Source organism: Bacillus sp. YP1, from assembly GCF_000877815.1.
Lineage (GTDB): Bacteria > Bacillota > Bacilli > Bacillales > Bacillaceae > Bacillus > Bacillus subtilis.
Window position 1 is genome coordinate 2238840 of the sequence record NZ_CP010014.1, and the last position, 15505, is coordinate 2254344.

The window sequence follows — 15505 nt, forward strand, 5'->3', positions numbered from 1 at the left end:
TTATTGTTTTTTCGTCTCCCCGCTCGCTGCGTTGACCTTTTCAGCATCCCAGTACATTTCGCTGAATACGTCCGCGGCCGCGTTAGCCGCACGCTGCAGCTCTTCGAGATTATTATCCACTCCGCCAAACTCGAGCAAAAGCGCTCTATCGGTTAAATCCTGATTGTAAACACCATTATCGCCTGGCGAGCCTTTGGAAAAGACACCTGTGCTAAGTCCGGGGTATTTTTTCTCCATCAGTTTATGAAGCTCACTTGCAATTTTATAGTTTTCTTCGAAGTTTTTGCTTTTTTTCCCGACGACAAAGGCTACCCTGGCATAGCTTTTCCCTTTAATCGTTGCGGTTGTGTCTTTTTTGCGCCGAGAGTCTCTGTGGATGTCAATGATATATTGCAGATTTTTGTTTGAAGCGAGGGCGTCTTTCACGACCGGCCTTGATTCATCATAGGACCTGGCATAGTTTAAGCCTTTTTTATTCAATTTTGACTGTATATCGGTTTTATTCACTGTGGCTCCGATTCCCTGGGATTCAAGCGCTTGTCCGAACATATCTCCTACAAGCGTGACATTGGCTTTAGAATGGCGCGCCATGTCAGGATCGGTCTCGCCTTTTAATAGAGGGAGATATGATTCCGTATTGTGCGTGTGATAGATAAACACGACCTTTTTATCACCTGTTGTTTGTTTCGGCGGATCTTTTTGCGCATTATCTGATTGCGTTTGCTGTTTTTCAATCTCTGCCAAATTCGCTTCCCTTTCTTCCTCCATCACCTTAGACGGCGGCGGCGATTCCGCAGGCATATTCGTATAATCGGTTCCTTGTCCAGCTAACAAAATCTCGGTATCAAATTGTGCAAACCCCGGCAGCTCCCGACCGAGAAAGCTCCGCGGATCTTCGAGGTTAATGCTCGTCGCCAGCTTTAAAGAAAGACGAGAAAGATGAAATGAGCTGTCTGTTTGAGAGAGGTCAGAAGCGAAATAATGGTTTTCCATCCGCAGCAAATGTGCAAATACGTCACCCGGCAATTCTTCAGCAATCCCATAAAAAGAGTCAGACGACGGCCTAAGTTCCGGCCGGAGAGACGTCAGCACACCGGATAGAACAAAAATCACGATAAGGCTTACGATAAATAGAAAGATGGCTTTTACCGCTTTCCCTCCATTTACCGCAACAACAATCTGTCTGTTTCTGCGTTTATTTCTCATTGAATCCCTCCAGCGCTTGTCTAGTAATTACTCTATGAACAAGCTAGAGGAAGTAGAACTGTTTAGTGATTGTAGGAGCCTTTGTTTTCTTGTGACACTTTTTCATGAAGCGCTGTGTTTAATCCGTTCGCTAAAACATTTGCCATATCGTCGATAAATGAATCGACTTCCTTCGGCGTAACCATTAAGTTGTGCCCTAAAGGCGAAAGCACCTCGTGAATGAGCTGCCGTTTTTCATCTTCTTGAAGGGTTCCGACAATACCCAGGAACGATTGGCGCTGCTTTTGATCGGGAAGATCTTCTTCAGTGAGCACTTTCTTTTTCCCAAACGTCATGCCTGCCGGAACAAGCGATCTTGATGGCCTGTTATCCTTCATTTCTCTGCCAAAATGTTTTAATATGTAGTCCACCGTGTCGCTGGCAATTGTCACGGCATCAACTACTGTCGGAACACCGATAGCAATCACCGGAACACCAAGCGTGTCTTTGCTTAAATCTTTTCGTTTATTCCCCACTCCAGACCCCGGGTGAATGCCTGTATCCGATATTTGAATGGTTGTGTTGACCCTTTCCACCGCCCGCGCCGCCAACGCATCAATGGCGATGACAAAATCAGGCTTCGATTGCTCAATCACACCTTTAATAATGTCACTTGTTTCGATTCCTGTTATCCCCATTACACCCGGTGCAAAAGCACTGACAGGCCTGTAACCCTCCTGTACGTTTTCCGGCTGAAGCTTAAACAAGTGCCTTGTTACCAACAGATTTTCTACTGCCATCGGCCCAAGCGCATCAGGTGTCACGTTCCAGTTGCCGAGCCCAACGATCAAACAGCTCGCATCTTTTGAGATATTAAGGTTTTCAAGAAAAGCTGAGAATTCCTCTGCAAAGACAGCAGAGACCTTCTCCTGCATTTCCGAATCATTCTCCCTGATTCCCTGTGCTTCAAGCGTTAAATAGCGCCCTTCTTTTTTTCCCGAAAGCTCTGCGCCTTCCTTTGTAACATCAACTGTGCGGATTTTAATGCCGCCGTGATCACGCTCTTTTTCAATAAAGCCTTTAATTTCTTTTGTCGGCACAGCCTGCTGATTGGCCATTGCTTCCTTCGTTTCCACTGCCAAATCGGTACGTATCAAATACTGATTCACATCTAGCTCACTTTTTTTCATACAGGGGCCTCCTTCACATTAAGTACCTATATTGTTGCCATTTGCTGAATGAATCATGCTAAAAAGAGAACCTTCAATGAAAAATACTTTACATTTATATTGCAATCTAAAGGTGTGTTTGATAGAATACAATTTGTTCTATTGTGAAGAAGATTTAACCTTAAGACACTGTGCTACAGGTTGTATCTTAGGAGGTGAAACACATGCCAAACATTAAATCAGCGATTAAACGTACAAAAACAAACAACGAACGCCGCGTTCATAACGCGACAATCAAATCTGCTATGCGTACTGCAATCAAACAAGTTGAAGCTTCTGTTGCCAACAACGAAGCTGACAAAGCGAAAACTGCTCTTACTGAAGCAGCTAAACGTATTGATAAAGCAGTGAAAACAGGTCTTGTACACAAAAATACCGCAGCTCGATACAAATCAAGACTAGCGAAAAAAGTGAACGGACTTTCTGCATAATATAAAAACGATCCTCAATAATGGGGATCGTTTTTTTCATTTCTTTTTAACAGCTGTAAAAGGAACAGTTCGAGCAGGAGCTGCTTGTCCTTTTTCCCGGTTTTCATCTCATAGTCCATGACAGCAAGCTGTTCAATAATTGAACGGAGCTCCTCCTCTGAAAAAAGCCTTGCTTGATCCATCGCCAGCTTTACCCGAAATGGGTGAACTTTTAGATTAGAAGCGATTTGTTTTTGTCCGTATCCCTGTTCCGCGAAGTACTTTGTCTGCAGAATCAGCCGGAACTGGTTCGAAATAAGCGCCATAATTTTGATCGGTTCTTCATTTTGTTTAAGCAAATCATAAAAAATTTGCAGACTCTCTGTTCGTTTTCGGTTGACGATTTTATTGATCAGCTCAAAAATATTTTGTTCAAGGCTTCTAGCAACAAGCATTTTTACATCATCCAGCGTAATTTCTTCACGATCTCCAATAAACGTGCAGAGCTTTTGAATCTCCTGAAAAATCGATGACAGATGCCCGTTCACAAGCAGAACCAAATGCTCCGCCGCTTCCGTACCGATTGTTTTCTGCTCTGTTTTTGCAAGGTTGACAGTAAAGTCTGTCGTTTCCTTTGCATTTAATTCCTTCGCCTCCATCATAAACGCGTGCTTCTTTAACGCTTTCGTCAGCTTTTTTCGCTCATCAAGCTTTTCATACGGAGCAAGCAGGACAAAGACTGTGTAAGGCGCAGGTGATTGTATATATGATTCAAGCGCACTGACGTTGTGCTCAATTTTTTCTTTTTTCTTTTCACCTGTTAAAAAATATGGATTTTTCACAATGACAAGACGCCGCTCCCCCATAAACGGAAACGTTTCAGCATCTGCAATCGCTTGATCCAGCGGGTCCTCTTCCAGATCAAAAACGGACAGATTGAAATCCTTTGTCTCCTGATCAACGACCGTCTGTCTGATCCTGCTGACGGTTTCTTGCAGCAGATATGTCTCTTTTCCGTATAAACAATAAACTGGATGGACATCTCCTTTTTTCAGGCTTTTCCACACATCAAATACCATTGTTGTACGACTTCCTCTCTTTCATCATCCCCTTCTATCCTAAATTGAGTTTGGAAAATAGTAAAGAGGAAGCCTGACTGCTGCTTCCCCATTTATATTAAACGCCTGTTCGCAAGCCCCCGGGACAGCTTGTAAAAAGGCGATAATCACCAGAACAGAAAACGTTACCTTAGCTTCTAGATTTTTCAAAACAATTCCATTATACTTAAGTCAGTCAGGAGGGATAAAGTTGAATGATTTTGAAAAAAACGTTCAAAGCAAACGAAATGATGCTGTAGATTCAGCTGTTGGTTTTGTTGTGTCCTTCGGATTTTTCGCCTTCTTGTTTGTCATGGCAACGGTTATTCACCTAGTTGGTTCATAACAGCGACTGCCCGGGCTGCTGATTTCTCGGCAGTCTTTTTTAGTTCGTCTCTGTTATATCTGATGTATCATATGGAGGATAGACAGAAAAGGTTCCAACTCTGTTTTTGTATCTATATTGGATCGTTCCGTTTTGATCTGTTCGCAGCACGCGGATAGAATGTCTCTGTAATAGTTGCAGAACTTCTTGATGAGGATGATGGTACCGATTGTTTTTCCCGGCTGAGATAATGGCCGTTTTCGGCTGAAGCTGTTGGATGAATTCTTCACCGGTAGAGCCTTTGCTCCCATGGTGCCCCACCTTTAAGACATCTGCTTTAATATTTGGAAACACGTCCATCACCTCCTGTTCCCCTTCTTTCTCCAGATCACCCGTCAAGATCCAGCTCAGAACGCCCGTCTCCATCCACAGAACGAGAGATGAATTATTTTTGCTTGCCGGATCAGGTGCTTCAGGTGACAGTACATGGAACTGCAAATCCTTTATTTGCAATACATCGCCTCGCTTCACCTCTTCAATTGTCACTCCCTCTTCTCTGGCTGTCTGCAGCACTTTCTCATCTTTAGGTTCAGAAACGAACCCTTTCGGAATCACGAGGCGCTTTACTTTATGATGCTTCAGCAGAGTCTCCGCCTCTCCGATATGATCTTGGTCAGCGTGCGTCAGAATTAAAGCGTCAAGCTGTTTGATTCCCTTAGCAGTTAAAAACGGAATCAGCATCTTTTCCCCCAGTGAAAACGGATGCTGTTTTTCGCGCCAAGGCTCTGACGAGTAAGACAAAGTGCCGCCGGTATCAATTAAGACACGACCCCGCTGATGCGGAGCACCTACAAACATGCTGTCACCCTGTCCAATATCTATCATATCCACTTCTCCTTCGGAACTAAGACACGGATATATAAAGAGCAGAAACAGCACTGTGCAGCAAATGCCGCCGGTTACCATCAACTGCGACAAGGAGCGTTTTTCAATCGCCATAAGCAATAGGATGATCGTGACCGTGAATAAAAAAAGCAGAACAGGTGCAGGATGTGCGATCATAATCGTGAACACATCAACATCTGCAATTTTTGTGATTAACCTATTGGTCCAGCTTATCAATAAATCAAACCAGCTGAAAAACAATCTCCCAAACGAAGCGGAAAGACTTAATAGAAGAACACCTGCTACAGCTCCCGGCAAAATACAGAAGGTATAAAATGGTACCATCAACATATTCATCGGTACGCTGATGATAGAAAACTGATGAAAATGATATAGAAGAATCGGAAGCGAGCCCAGCTGAGCGATGAGTGATACAATTGTCAGCTGCCCCAAGGAGGTTTTAACCTGCTGAAAAATAGAAGAGGATAGAATTAAAGAAAAACTGACGGCGAACGATAGCTGAAAACCGGCTTCAAAGAGATGATAAGGATTGAAGAGCAGAAGGACGATGTATGAAAGGCAAATTGCAGTTGCAGAGTGGACACGCCATTTGACAAGACTTCCAGCTAAGTAAACACCCGACATGAGAGCGGCGCGTAGCACTGAAGGAGCAGCGCCGGTCAACATCACATAGAGCGGCAGAAATAACAGCAACAGAATTGACGCCTTTTCTCTTGTTATACCAAGGCGGATCATGATATAAAACAAACCTGCTGTCAAAATCCCCACGTGGAGTCCTGATATTGCCAAGAGATGGACAACACCAAGCTTTTGATACGCGGTAAGCACTTCATCCTCCACATAAAATCTGTCACCGACTGTAAGTGCCTGTACAATTCCTGCCGAATCAGGAGGCAGCAGGCTGTTTGTGAATGATATGATATGTTTTCTCAAGCTGAGCACCTTGTACTTGAAATTTTCAGGTTCGCTGCAGTTTTGGATAGACGTGACAGAGTAGTTCCAATGAATATGCTGCCGATAAAGATACTCGTTATAATCAAATGCACCCGGCACAGTTGCGTGTTTCGGTTCTTCCAATGTACCAGTCAACTCACATGACATTCCTGGTTCTATGTATAACAGCTGTTCTTTTTCACCAGCAGACTGAATGCGATACGCAGCAGCCCATTTTTCCTTATCAGGTGTCTTAACCATCATAGACATACGGTCGCCGTCAATTTTGGGAATAGTGGCAATCACTGCCTTGAATTGATAGGTTCCCTGCCGATAGGAAGAGACATTCTGAGAATCTGTGACTGCATACAGTACAAAAAACAATATAAAAGAGAAGAAACAAACAATAATAAGAAAAGCGTGCCTCGTTTTGATTAAAATGATGAGGAGAAAGAGGATGAAAAGAAAAATAGCGGGGAAATAAGCGGCGGCAGTAATTCCAACCGTTGCCGAAGCTGCCGCCATAGGCAATAACAAACGCGAATTACGCATTCATCACACGTAGCTCGTGAAAAGTGTATTCGCCTGTTCATGTATCTTTTTCAATTCTTCCTCCGCTAAACCGGCATCGGCCAATTTCCCTATAAGACCCGCTACAAATGAAAGCTTTTCTCTGTTTTTCAGATCAACGATCATTTCATCGAGTTCAACCTGTTCAACAGTTACCCCCGCCTGTTCAAATAATTCCTGCGCATACGGATGTGTTTTGTAATCCTCAGCATAATAAACCGTTTTGATACCAGCTTGAATAATAGATTTGCAGCATTGAATGCACGGATAATGCGTCACATAAATCTCCGCTCCATCAGTCGGCACCCCAAACTTAGAGCATTGAAGAATCGCATTCATTTCAGCGTGAATCGTTCTTGCACAATGATCATCTATCATTAAGCATCCTTCATCTGCACAATGTACGCCGCCCGCGATTGACCCGTTGTAGCCTCCTGCTATCATGCGTTTGTCTCTGACTATAGTAGCGCCGACAGATAATCTCGGACATGTGCTGCGCAGCGCCAATAAATGGCTTTGAGCCATAAAGTATTGATTCCATGAAATTCGTTCCACGTTGTTCCCTCCAAATGTTGTATTGCCTGACCTTTAGTTTACCTATCATAATGCATGACCGTCAAATCACTTTACTGTAATGGAAGACTTTATTTTCTCAAATGACTTTTCACCTATTCCTGAAACCTTAGTGATATCTTCAATTGTTTGGAAACGACCGTTTTCTTCCCGATATGCAATAATAGCTTCAGCTTTGGATGGCCCCACCCCTGAGATGCCTTGTAACTCCTCTAAGGTTGCTGTATTGATATTCACCAGCGCTCCCTTCCCTCCATCGCTTTGGACAGACACTCCGCCACCTTGCTGCACTGCTGTTTCCTCTCCCTTTTTCGGGATGTACACCACTATCCCGTCCTGCAGAATCTCCGCCAAATTTACTTGCACTTCGTCTGCTTGTTCACTGGTCCCGCCCGCTTTCTCAATTGCCTGAGATACTCTGTCCCCTGTTCGCATTTCATAAACGCCAGGATGCTGAACAGCACCTTTGATGTCTATCACAATTGTTTCGTTTGACTCGTCGTTGTTTGCTTCCTGCTTTACCACTGTATTTTCTGCCTCTGTTGGTACAGCTTGCTTCACCGGCTCTTTATTTTTCCCTGTGGCCAGAAAGATCATAATTGCTGTGAAAACAGCCGCAGAAGCCGCTAAAATAATTGCTTTCTTATGCTGATTCAACCAATTCATCGTGCATGTTCCCCGCTTTCGTCATATTTTATTTTCATAACACATATGGTTTAGAGGATAATAGCTCAAAGGAGGGGAAACCATTGAAGATAGGCTTTATCGGCACAGGAAATATGGGTACGATCCTTATCGAATCATTTATTGAATCAAAAGCGGCCGATCCCTCAAACATGACAATCACAAACCGCACAATTGAAAAAGCGTTACACATAAAAAACCGCTACCACAGCATAAACGTTACCGAAAGTCTCGAAAAGCTCGTTTCTGAGAACGAGATGATTTTTATTTGTGTTAAGCCGCTTGATATATATCCTTTACTGGCAAGAGCGTTACCTTATTTAAGAAAAGATCATATTCTCATTTCAATTACAAGCCCCGTTCAAACCGAACAGCTCGAACAATATGTGCCGTGTCAAGTGGCGCGAGTGATCCCAAGTATTACGAACAGAGCGCTGGCAGGTGTTTCTCTCGTCACTTTCGGCACAAGCTGCAGCGAATCTGCAAAAGCGAAAATCAATGAGCTGATGCAGCATATCTCTCATCCGCTGCAAATTGAAAGTGACATCACGAGGGTTGCATCAGACATCGTAAGCTGCGGCCCTGCTTTTATGAGCTATCTGATTCAGCGGTTTATAGATGCAGCTGTTTCGGAAACATCAGTGTCTAAACAGGACGCGATTTTGATGTGTAAGGAAATGCTTGTCGGAATGGGAAAACTGTTAGAAACCGAATTGTATACCCTGCCTGCATTACAGGAAAAGGTTTGCGTTAAAGGCGGTGTAACAGGAGAAGGCATTAAAGCGCTGGAAAGCGGTGTGCAGGATATGTTTCACCGGGTATTTCAAAATACTCATATGAAGTACGAGGAGGATATTTCCGCAGTGAAAAAGCAGTTTCATGTGTAGACGAGTATGTCATACCTTCGTCTGTACTGCAAAAGCATAAAAAAGCATTTTAAAAAACCATCGTTTTAAGAAACGATGGTTTTTGATTTCTGCGCCTTGAAAAAGAGGCGTTCTGATTGTGCTGATGGCTCGGTATCCGTAAAATCAGCTGTCACGCGATGGAGCTGAAAGCCGCAGTTCTTAAGCATTTCTTCGTATTCTTCCACCGGGAACGTTCTTTGCTCGTGTGTCTCATCAAAACGATCATACGCTTCTCCGTTCCACACAAAAAACGACATATCATGAATGACAGAAAGCTCGTCACTTCCGGCAAAGCTCTGCCAAATATAGCTGATATCTTCGTCCTGGTCAGCAAATGTGCTATCCGGAAAGACTTCCGCAATTTTAAAAGATGAATGAACATCAAACAGCAGAATGCCTTCAGGCTTTAATACCCGAAAAACACTGTTAAAGGTTTCGATCACATCATTTTTTGTTTTTAAATAATTTAATGAGTCACAGCATATCACAACAGCGTCAAACTGACCGTCAAAGCCGGTAATCTCTCTCATATCCTGCTGAAGAAATAAAATAGGCTGGCTACTCGATACCTTTTGCTGGGCGAAAGAAAGCATCTCTTCGCTGAGATCGATGCCTGTAACCTCGAAGCCTTTTTCGGCAAGCCGGATGGAGATTTCCCCCGTGCCGCATGCCAGATCGAGAATACGGCCTTTTTCCGGGAGAGATGCTTCAATCCATTTTGTCCATTGATCGTAAGGCGCGTGAGACATTAACTCGTCATACACGCTTGCAAAGCCTTGGTAAATCATTGGTTCATTCCAAGCTCAAGATCTGCGAGCGGAGCGTCTCCCCACAGCTTTTCCAGGTTGTAGTAGCTTCTTTCATCCTTGTGGAAGACATGGACAATCACATCGCCAAGGTCAACGAGCACCCATCTTGCTTCATCGAAGCCTTCCATCTTTTTGACTTGAATGCCGTTTTCTTCAGCCTGATCTTTGATTTCACGGGCAATCGCCTGCACCTGTTTATCTGAATTTCCGTGGCAGATCAGAAAATAATCAGCAACCAGAGAAATACCTTCCATATCCAGTGCTAAAATATCCTCTGCCCGTTTATCGTCGCAAGCCGCAGCTGCGATCTTTAAAATGGACTTTTGGTTCATTCACAAATTCCTCCTGTTCAGCTGCCAGACACAAGCCAGTTATATGTTAAAAATGTGTCTGGAAAAACCGGTTGATTTTTTTTCATAAGAAAAACCATTGTATTTTTAATGGACTGAATCAGCGCTTGATTCAAATCTGTCTCAGCAAGCTTACGCACCTCATCGACACCGGGAAATGCCCGATTTGGCTCAATGTAATCGGCAACGTAAATGACTTTTTCTAAAAGTGTCATGCCGGGGCGCCCTGAGGTATGATACCTAATGGCGTCAAGAATGTCTTCATCTTGAACCCCTGCCTCTCTTTGGACCAAATAAGCGCCGACCGGAGCGTGCCAGAGCTCCGGATTATGATCCAATAAATGCGCAGGCATTTTTTCTCGCGCAATAATTTGTTTCATTTCTTCTTTCGGGCGGAATTTGGCGTAATCATGAAAGATTGCCGCTGTTTCCGCTTTTTTAGAATCGGCTCCAAAACGCTCCGCAAGTTCGATCGCCGTGTTCATCACGCCAACCGTATGGATATATCGGTGTTCGGTCAATTGCTGCTTCACGCATGCAAGTGCCTCCTCACGATTCATATAAACCATTCTCCTCTACATACTTCTTCACTTTATCAGGGATTAAGTAGTCAGTGGGCTTCTTGCTTTTAAACCGTTCCCTTATCATAGTTGATGATACCTCAAATTCCGGAACGTCTGCAAAGAGAAGCGGATAAGGGGTTTCAACATGAAAACCGGGGCGCTTTACTCCAATAAATTGAATGAGGTTCAGCAGCTCGTCCAGCTTATACCATTTAGGCAAATATTCAATCATATCAGCGCCGATAATAAAGAACAGCTGATCATTTGGATAACGCTGCTTCAGTAAAGAAACGGTATCAAAGGTATATGACGGTCCTTCTCTTTCCATTTCAACAAGCTCCAGCTTAAAGGACGGATTAGATTGAATTGCAAGCTTTAGCATTTCCACGCGATGAAAGCTGTCGGTATAGTCTTCGTTCTGTTTATGCGGCGGAATTTGATTAGGCATAAACCAAATTTCATCAAGCCCCGCCTGGTACAGCACCTCATTCGCCATTAAGAGGTGACCATTATGCGGAGGGTCAAACGTGCCTCCGAAAATTCCGATTTTCTTCATTTCAACCACCTTTAAGGAAGCTCGATTTGTTTATTTTCCTTTGATTCCTTATATAACACAATCGTATTGCCGATTGTCTGCACCAATTGAGAGCGGCTTCCTTTTACAAGAGCTTCCGCTACATCGTTTTTATCCTCTTCGCAATTCTGAAGCACGCTGACTTTAATCAGCTCTCTCGCTTCAAGCGCCTCAGCAATTTGTTTAATCATGTTGTCGTTTACTCCGCCTTTACCTACTTGAAAAATCGGCGTTAAATGATGCGCTTTAGAACGCAAAAAACGTTTTTGTTTACCTGTTAACATTCTGTTCCTCCTAATTTTCCTATTACAATGGATCTCATTTTTTCAATATCAGGCTCTTGTCCAGTCCACAATTGGAAAGACAATGCTGCCTGTTCAACAAACATGCCCACACCGTCGAGTGTTTTCAAGCCTTTTTGGCTTGCTTCCTTTAAAAGGGCCGTCTGTATTGGATTATACACGATATCACATACGACGGCACTGCTCGCGGCACGCTGTAATGAAAGCGGCACATCGTCCACGTTCGGATACATGCCCACAGACGTTGTATGGATGATAACATCATACTGCTCAAGACGTTCTTCTGCTTCTTTTATGCTTAATACTTCTTTATTGTGAAACGAGGGAGTAGCTTCTGTAAGCCGCTTTGCTTTTTCTAACGTCCGGTTGCAAATGTCAAATTTTTTCGGGGTATTTCGGACAATTGTTGTAAAAATGGCTCTCGCCGCTCCGCCAGCGCCGATCATTAAGAATGACAGTTCAGAGATGGGCTTGTCTAATACCTTCATTAATGACTTCACGAAGCCTTCCCCATCGGTATTGTATCCGACAAGCTTATCTCCCTCTCTTCTGACCGTGTTTACGGCACCGATCACTTTTGCACTCTCATCAATATGATCCAGATAATCCATAATGGAAACCTTGTGCGGAACAGTCACATTGATTCCTTGTACGCCTAGAGCTCTTATTCCTTTTACCGCATCCTCCAGATCATTCTCTTCTACCTTGAAGGCATGATAATGTCCGTCAAGCCCGAGGTCTTTCAATGATGCGTTATGAATATCAGGTGACATAGAATGGCCAATCGGATTTCCGATAACCCCATACAGCTTTTTCATACTCCTCTCCCCTTTTCTTAAATTAATGAACGCCGAACAAATACATGAACGCCTTTTGGCGCGTATGCAGTTACCTTTTTATCGGCGTCATGGACAGTAACCCAGCCTAACCCAGAGAAAACGATATCTGTCTTTTTGTCTTTTATCGTAAACGTATGGGCGACCAATTCCGGAAACTCATCCATTTCATCTTTACCCGGAGGTGTGAGCAATTCCCCTGCATGCTTTTCATATAGCGCGTCTGCATTTTCAAGTTTTGTTCTATGAATCATCAGCTCATTCGGCATATAGCAAATAAAAGGAGATCTTTCCCCAGACACATAATCAAACCTTGCAAGTCCGCCAAAATACAGTGTTTGCTGATCATTAAGCTGGAATGTGCGAGGCTTCAGCTCCTTTTTAGGAGATAATATTTTCAGATCCTTTTTATTGACATAATGCGCCATTTGATGGTTGTTGATAATTCCCGGTGTATCATAAAGCGATGAACCGTCATCCAGCGGGATTTCAATCGCATCAAGGGTTGTGCCAGGAAATTGGGATGTTGTAATAATATCTTCTTCACCTGACACTTCTTTAATAATCCGGTTAATAAAGGTTGACTTTCCTACATTTGTACATCCGACAACATAGACGTCTTTTCCGTTGCGGTAATGCTCAATCGCGTCAATTACTTCTCTGATTCCCTGGCCGCGTCCCGCACTGACCAAAAATACGTCAACCGGTTTTAAGCCAAGCTCTTTCGCTTCACGCTTCATCCATTGGATCAGACGCTCTCTTTTCAGTGACTTAGGCAAAATATCCGCTTTATTGCCAACTAATAAGATAGGGTTTCCCCCCACCAAGCGCTGCAGCCCATTAATCCAGCTGCCGTTAAAATCAAAAATATCAACAATTTTTACGACAAGAGAGTCCGTTTCTCCAATACCGTGAAGAATGTTCAAAAAATCATCATCAGTTAAGGAGACATCTTGTATTTCATTATAGTTTTTCAGTCTGAAGCAACGCTGGCAAATCACATTTTCTTTCGTAAGCGATGCAGGCGGCGCGTACCCCAAACCTGTTTTGTCCTCGGTTTGGATCGTAACTCCGCACCCGATACAAACAACCTTTTCCATTTCTTACTCCTCCCACTGAATGTGCCCTTTTCGTTTGAGAGCACTCAGTATTCTGCGTTCGACCTGGCGGTTAAAGCGCGTAATGAATCCGTCAGAGGAAGCGACTGGCACGACCAAAATCGTATGGTAGCCGTTTCGGTTTCCCCCGAGTACATCGGTCAGCAGCTGGTCTCCGATGACAACGCAGTCCTCTTTTTTCAGCTCCATATTGCGCACCGCTCTATTAAAGGCTTTACCCATCGGTTTTCTTGCTTTATAGATGAATGGGATTCCAAGCGGTTCTGAGAAAAGTTTCACTCTTCTTTCGTTATTATTAGAGACAATTGTCACTTTAATGCCGTGTTCCTTCATTTCTTCAAACCACTCGATCAATCGCGGCGTCGCATTCGGTCTGTCCCATTCAACAAGCGTATTATCCAGGTCAGTAATAATCCCTTTTACATTTCGTTCCTTTAATTTCTCAGGTGTAATATGAAAAATATTTTTTACAAACTCGTCAGGTAAAAAAAACTTTTTTAACAAAACCCGCACCCTTCCCTTTTTCTATCTTTCAAAATGATTGTCGAAAAAAATCGAACTTGCGCCTAAAGAAAAACTGAGCAAAAAAATTTCGACAAAAATTGGGTTTCTTCACCAGGTGTGGATAAATTTACACACACTATCCACTCTTATTACATCACTCTTTAGACAAATTATAAACACGATACTCACAAGTTATCCACTTTTTGGTGTGGATAACAGAACGATTGTTCTTATATGCATTTCATGGTAGATTAAAGATAACTTCAACCTCAGATGAACGCAACTTATCATTGTATGCGTTAAAATCATGAATGATTCCAACTTTTAAGGAGGTGCCTCTCCCATTAATTGGGTTCCTAGCATGAGAAAACTGTCTGATGAATTACTAATAGAATCTTATTTCAAAGCCACCGAAATGAATTTAAACCGTGACTTTATCGAGTTAATTGAAAACGAAATAAAAAGAAGATCGCTCGGACATATTATTTCCGTATCTTCTTAATAGGAATTTGTCTATTTTTTCCGGGCGTATTTCCTTTTTTACTCAGATGACTGATATTATATCACTTTGGCTGCGCGCTTTACTACTATTTTCAGCAAAAAACACCCCTAAAAAGAGGTGTTTTAAAGGGCCGGTTATTATGCTAACCAGTATATCCCGCCCACAACCAGGAGAACAACAACTAAAACAACAATAAAAGCGTATCCATATGCTCTGCCTGCGCCATACATGTGAAGCGCCTCCTTAATAAGGTTTTATAACAGCCTATGTAGGAGAAATAAATCGGACTAGGCGGTTGTCCGGCTCAACGCTGCAGGATCTGCCCATCTTGTATTCCTTCATATACGATCCTTGCCCCTTTAGGTGTCATATGATTTCCAGAAGGATCTATTAAACCAGATTGGATAAGCGCTTCATCAGTTGCTTTTCCGCCGTCTGCTTCTATAAAATGCTTCCAGTTATCTACAAGAGGGACATCCAGGCGCTTCGACACATCTCTTGTAATATCGTTATATGAGTTGTGCCATTTCCTTGCTCCGCCTTTTGGTTCAAAAGCAGCTGCTTGGTATCTGGAATAGTAAAACAGATGATGCTTCCCATTACCTTCTATAATTGGGATACACGTCATTAAGATAGGCTTGATCCCGTGTTTTCTGCTTTCTTCAATAAAATAAACCAGATTTTCTCTAAAACGCTGCTTCGACACTCTCGGTTTCCCTTCAGTCAGTATGGCAGCGTCATTGGTGCCGAACATAATAAACAAATACTTCGGTTTTTGATCCAGCACATCTGTCTGAAATCGGAGACGGGCATCCTCTGTCGTCTGTCCGCCGATTCCCGCATTGAGTATATCAAGGTTACCGCGCTCAGCTGTTTTTAATATATTGACCCACTGCTGTGCTTTTGGATAATCGCGATAATCCCAATTTGAGCCACGCGTATTACTGTCACCAAATGCTACAACGTCTTCGTATCCCCTTCCCTCGCATCCTGCCGTAACGAACAGCAGAAGGAAAAGGATGATAAAATGTTTCATCTTTACACCCCCAAAAGCCTCACTTTAATGTTATACCTCTGTTTCTCTTCGTTCAATGAAGAGTTTTTCGCTATCACTGTTTTTTCCTATA

20 protein-coding genes are annotated in these 15505 nt (G+C 43.1%); 4 read left to right on the forward strand and 16 right to left on the reverse strand.

The features are described 5' to 3' along the window. Both spoIIP and gpr read right to left on the reverse strand, forming a co-directional pair. Positions 1–1206 (reverse strand): spore autolysin SpoIIP, encoded by a 1206-nt coding sequence (gene spoIIP, locus QF06_RS10945; RefSeq protein ID WP_014477383.1) that lies wholly within the window; start codon positions 1204–1206, stop codon positions 1–3. A gap of 62 nt (positions 1207–1268) precedes the next feature. Beyond that, positions 1269–2375, reverse strand: a complete 1107-nt coding sequence (gene gpr, locus QF06_RS10950; RefSeq protein ID WP_014480309.1) for a GPR endopeptidase — start codon at positions 2373–2375, stop codon at positions 1269–1271. 203 nt (positions 2376–2578) lie between these two features. Between gpr and rpsT the strand changes: the two genes are divergently transcribed. Further along, positions 2579–2845: a 30S ribosomal protein S20 gene (gene rpsT / locus QF06_RS10955; RefSeq protein ID WP_003229989.1), complete on the forward strand. Its 267-nt coding sequence runs from the start codon at positions 2579–2581 to the stop codon at positions 2843–2845. A 14-nt stretch (positions 2846–2859) separates the two neighbouring features. Here rpsT and holA read toward each other — a convergent pair whose 3' ends face one another. Both holA and QF06_RS21815 read right to left on the reverse strand, forming a co-directional pair. Continuing rightward, positions 2860–3903 (reverse strand): DNA polymerase III subunit delta, encoded by a 1044-nt coding sequence (gene holA / locus QF06_RS10960; protein WP_029317888.1) that lies wholly within the window; start codon positions 3901–3903, stop codon positions 2860–2862. A 39-nt stretch (positions 3904–3942) separates the two neighbouring features. Next, complete coding sequence (locus QF06_RS21815) at positions 3943–4092, reverse strand: hypothetical protein (RefSeq protein ID WP_120363468.1); 150 nt, start codon at positions 4090–4092, stop codon at positions 3943–3945. Positions 4093–4132: 40 nt separating this feature from the next. Between QF06_RS21815 and QF06_RS21255 the strand changes: the two genes are divergently transcribed. Then, positions 4133–4267: a YqzM family protein gene (locus tag QF06_RS21255; protein ID WP_003229983.1), complete on the forward strand. Its 135-nt coding sequence runs from the start codon at positions 4133–4135 to the stop codon at positions 4265–4267. A gap of 39 nt (positions 4268–4306) precedes the next feature. Here QF06_RS21255 and QF06_RS10970 read toward each other — a convergent pair whose 3' ends face one another. The 3 genes from QF06_RS10970 to comEA all read right to left on the reverse strand — a co-directional run bounded on the left by QF06_RS10970 (position 4307) and on the right by comEA (position 7894). Next, complete coding sequence (locus QF06_RS10970) at positions 4307–6637, reverse strand: DNA internalization-related competence protein ComEC/Rec2 (protein ID WP_041850028.1); 2331 nt, start codon at positions 6635–6637, stop codon at positions 4307–4309. A gap of 3 nt (positions 6638–6640) precedes the next feature. After that, on the reverse strand, positions 6641–7210 hold the full coding sequence (locus QF06_RS10975; protein WP_003229978.1) for a ComE operon protein 2: 570 nt from the start codon (positions 7208–7210) through the stop codon (positions 6641–6643). 66 nt (positions 7211–7276) lie between these two features. Continuing rightward, positions 7277–7894: a competence protein ComEA gene (gene comEA / locus QF06_RS10980; protein ID WP_041850029.1), complete on the reverse strand. Its 618-nt coding sequence runs from the start codon at positions 7892–7894 to the stop codon at positions 7277–7279. An 83-nt stretch (positions 7895–7977) separates the two neighbouring features. Here comEA and comER point away from each other — a divergent pair, with 83 nt between their 5' ends. Further along, the gene (comER, locus tag QF06_RS10985) at positions 7978–8799 is read left to right on the forward strand and encodes a late competence protein ComER (RefSeq protein WP_041850030.1); all 822 of its coding nucleotides are present in this window, start codon (positions 7978–7980) and stop codon (positions 8797–8799) included. A gap of 65 nt (positions 8800–8864) precedes the next feature. Here comER and QF06_RS10990 read toward each other — a convergent pair whose 3' ends face one another. The 8 genes from QF06_RS10990 to QF06_RS11025 are packed head-to-tail and all read right to left on the reverse strand — an operon-like array spanning position 8865 to position 13876. Beyond that, complete coding sequence (locus QF06_RS10990; protein WP_032726197.1) at positions 8865–9608, reverse strand: class I SAM-dependent DNA methyltransferase; 744 nt, start codon at positions 9606–9608, stop codon at positions 8865–8867. After that, positions 9605–9961: a ribosome silencing factor gene (rsfS, locus tag QF06_RS10995; RefSeq protein ID WP_003237112.1), complete on the reverse strand. Its 357-nt coding sequence runs from the start codon at positions 9959–9961 to the stop codon at positions 9605–9607. Before rsfS ends, QF06_RS10990 begins: the two co-directional genes overlap by 4 nt. Positions 9962–9978: 17 nt before the next feature. Next, positions 9979–10539 carry a bis(5'-nucleosyl)-tetraphosphatase (symmetrical) YqeK gene (gene yqeK / locus QF06_RS11000; protein WP_014480316.1) on the reverse strand — a complete coding sequence of 187 codons (561 nt, stop codon included), beginning with the start codon at positions 10537–10539 and terminating at the stop codon, positions 9979–9981. After that, the gene (locus QF06_RS11005; RefSeq protein WP_004398676.1) at positions 10529–11098 is read right to left on the reverse strand and encodes a nicotinate-nucleotide adenylyltransferase; all 570 of its coding nucleotides are present in this window, start codon (positions 11096–11098) and stop codon (positions 10529–10531) included. Before QF06_RS11005 ends, yqeK begins: the two co-directional genes overlap by 11 nt. Positions 11099–11109: 11 nt before the next feature. Further along, a complete protein-coding gene (gene yhbY, locus QF06_RS11010; protein ID WP_003226133.1) occupies positions 11110–11400 on the reverse strand; it encodes a ribosome assembly RNA-binding protein YhbY in 291 nt (96 codons plus the stop codon). Beyond that, positions 11394–12236 (reverse strand): shikimate dehydrogenase, encoded by an 843-nt coding sequence (gene aroE, locus QF06_RS11015; RefSeq protein ID WP_041850031.1) that lies wholly within the window; start codon positions 12234–12236, stop codon positions 11394–11396. Before aroE ends, yhbY begins: the two co-directional genes overlap by 7 nt. Positions 12237–12253: 17 nt before the next feature. Further along, entirely contained in the window at positions 12254–13354 is a 1101-nt protein-coding gene (gene yqeH / locus QF06_RS11020; protein ID WP_003229966.1) for a ribosome biogenesis GTPase YqeH, read from the reverse strand. 3 nt (positions 13355–13357) lie between these two features. After that, complete coding sequence (locus QF06_RS11025) at positions 13358–13876, reverse strand: YqeG family HAD IIIA-type phosphatase (RefSeq protein ID WP_003226126.1); 519 nt, start codon at positions 13874–13876, stop codon at positions 13358–13360. Between the two features lie 361 nt (positions 13877–14237). On the opposite strand from QF06_RS11025, the gene QF06_RS11030 reads away from it, so the two are divergent. Further along, positions 14238–14378, forward strand: a complete 141-nt coding sequence (locus QF06_RS11030; protein WP_003226124.1) for a sporulation histidine kinase inhibitor Sda — start codon at positions 14238–14240, stop codon at positions 14376–14378. Between the two features lie 304 nt (positions 14379–14682). On the opposite strand, the gene QF06_RS11035 is transcribed toward QF06_RS11030, so the two are convergent. Further along, on the reverse strand, positions 14683–15414 hold the full coding sequence (locus tag QF06_RS11035; RefSeq protein ID WP_003229964.1) for an SGNH/GDSL hydrolase family protein: 732 nt from the start codon (positions 15412–15414) through the stop codon (positions 14683–14685). Positions 15415–15505: the final 91 nt, after the last annotated feature.

Excerpts from the sequence above, each read along its gene's own strand:
- yqeH (WP_003229966.1), bottom strand. The coding sequence starts at position 13,354 with ATGGAAAAGGTTGTTTGTATCGGGTGCGGAGTTACGATCCAAACCGAG.
- yqeK (WP_014480316.1), bottom strand. The coding sequence starts at position 10,539 with ATGAATCGTGAGGAGGCACTTGCATGCGTGAAGCAGCAATTGACCGAA.
- rsfS (WP_003237112.1), bottom strand. The coding sequence starts at position 9,961 with ATGAACCAAAAGTCCATTTTAAAGATCGCAGCTGCGGCTTGCGACGAT.
- QF06_RS11030 (WP_003226124.1), top strand. The coding sequence starts at position 14,238 with ATGAGAAAACTGTCTGATGAATTACTAATAGAATCTTATTTCAAAGCC.
- comEA (WP_041850029.1), bottom strand. The coding sequence starts at position 7,894 with ATGAATTGGTTGAATCAGCATAAGAAAGCAATTATTTTAGCGGCTTCT.
- QF06_RS10970 (WP_041850028.1), bottom strand. The coding sequence starts at position 6,637 with ATGCGTAATTCGCGTTTGTTATTGCCTATGGCGGCAGCTTCGGCAACG.
- rpsT (WP_003229989.1), top strand. The coding sequence starts at position 2,579 with ATGCCAAACATTAAATCAGCGATTAAACGTACAAAAACAAACAACGAA.
- QF06_RS10990 (WP_032726197.1), bottom strand. The coding sequence starts at position 9,608 with ATGATTTACCAAGGCTTTGCAAGCGTGTATGACGAGTTAATGTCTCAC.
- yhbY (WP_003226133.1), bottom strand. The coding sequence starts at position 11,400 with ATGTTAACAGGTAAACAAAAACGTTTTTTGCGTTCTAAAGCGCATCAT.
- spoIIP (WP_014477383.1), bottom strand. The coding sequence starts at position 1,206 with ATGAGAAATAAACGCAGAAACAGACAGATTGTTGTTGCGGTAAATGGA.
- holA (WP_029317888.1), bottom strand. The coding sequence starts at position 3,903 with ATGGTATTTGATGTGTGGAAAAGCCTGAAAAAAGGAGATGTCCATCCA.
- aroE (WP_041850031.1), bottom strand. The coding sequence starts at position 12,236 with ATGAAAAAGCTGTATGGGGTTATCGGAAATCCGATTGGCCATTCTATG.
- QF06_RS11005 (WP_004398676.1), bottom strand. The coding sequence starts at position 11,098 with ATGAAGAAAATCGGAATTTTCGGAGGCACGTTTGACCCTCCGCATAAT.
- gpr (WP_014480309.1), bottom strand. The coding sequence starts at position 2,375 with ATGAAAAAAAGTGAGCTAGATGTGAATCAGTATTTGATACGTACCGAT.
- QF06_RS11035 (WP_003229964.1), bottom strand. The coding sequence starts at position 15,414 with ATGAAACATTTTATCATCCTTTTCCTTCTGCTGTTCGTTACGGCAGGA.